The organism is Sulfuricurvum sp. RIFOXYD12_FULL_44_77, from assembly GCF_001830725.1.
GTDB lineage: Bacteria > Campylobacterota > Campylobacteria > Campylobacterales > Sulfurimonadaceae > Sulfuricurvum > Sulfuricurvum kujiense_A.
Window position 1 is genome coordinate 1 of sequence record NZ_MIBU01000225.1, and the last position, 1,007, is coordinate 1,007.

Annotated in this window: 3 protein-coding genes; all 3 read right to left on the reverse strand. The window is 42.3% G+C overall.

All coding sequences use genetic code 11. The features are described 5' to 3' along the window. Window positions 1-207, reverse strand: a 207-nt coding sequence (locus A2517_RS08090; protein WP_294895909.1) for a flagellar basal body protein, incomplete at its 3' end; no start/stop codon positions are given. A 1-nt stretch (window position 208) separates the two neighbouring features. Next, on the reverse strand, window positions 209-640 hold the full coding sequence (locus A2517_RS08095) for a hypothetical protein (protein ID WP_294895911.1): 432 nt from the start codon (window positions 638-640) through the stop codon (window positions 209-211). Between the two features lie 14 nt (window positions 641-654). Next, window positions 655-861, reverse strand: a complete 207-nt coding sequence (locus tag A2517_RS08100) for a flagellar biosynthesis anti-sigma factor FlgM (RefSeq protein ID WP_294895913.1) — start codon at window positions 859-861, stop codon at window positions 655-657. Window positions 862-1,007: the final 146 nt, after the last annotated feature.

Below are 1,007 nucleotides of genomic sequence, written 5' to 3' on the forward strand. Positions count from 1 at the left end.
TACACGTATGATTTCTGTAATCTGAGTTCCGCCGCCCCGTTGTCCCGGATCGACACTGAGCGGTTTTGCCGCAGCGGTAACGACACGTTGGCGCGAGTACCCTTCGGTTTCGGCATTGGCGATATTGTGTCCGGTCGTATCGATCCCGATTTGTGCTGCATTTAAGCCGCTGTAACCGATGTGTAAAGCGTTAAAAATTGAGGCCATGTTATGCTCTTATTTCCAAAAACGAGGCTTCTGATGTCGCCACTTTTTGATAACCCTGCATTTGCGTCGGAACTAAACGCTCTAGCAGAGTATTGTAAAATGATCCTACACTCAAAACCATTTTTGCGTATTGCTGATTGACTTCACGTAAAAGAGAGAGGTGTTCTTTAAGAGAATCGAGTTGTTGATGTTGTTCATTATCTAAGAGTTCAGAGAGAGGTGCCGTCGGATGCTGTGTCATCAGTTTTGATATTTCACGATCAATCATCGCTTTTTTCTGTTCAAAACTTTTAATTTTTTCCTCTTTGATCGACAAACGGTCAAATTGAGGATTGTGCTTGGCCTCTTTGATATCATTGATATCATCGCGTGATAAAGAGATGAGTGTCTCAAGATCTTTGATAGCACTCTGTAACTGATAAGACAACATCATAAACTCCTATACGGTTAGGTCAGCTCTTGCGCAATTCGCTTGGCCAACGTTTCGATATCGACACGGTATTCCCCTTTTTCGATAGAGGCTTTTAGCTCTTCGATTCGGCTTGTGTCACCTTGTTTGGTAATAGATTGCGTGGATTTCTCCTGCTCTTTGGTCTTTAATGCCGGTTCTTGATATGTCGCTTTAAGCAGCGATCCGTTCACACTTGAGATCATGGTGAATCCTTGTTAGACGTTTATGATATGTACATACCATATCGGCAAAAACCATTATTAATTTAGTCTATTTCTCTGTTTTTTCACCCTTTTGACTAAGGTGTTCGAAAAGCATTTGAGAAAACCCAAATCCTCCTGCACTCGCA

Excerpts from the sequence above, each read along its gene's own strand:
- A2517_RS08095 (WP_294895911.1), bottom strand. The coding sequence starts at position 640 with ATGATGTTGTCTTATCAGTTACAGAGTGCTATCAAAGATCTTGAGACA.
- A2517_RS08100 (WP_294895913.1), bottom strand. The coding sequence starts at position 861 with ATGATCTCAAGTGTGAACGGATCGCTGCTTAAAGCGACATATCAAGAA.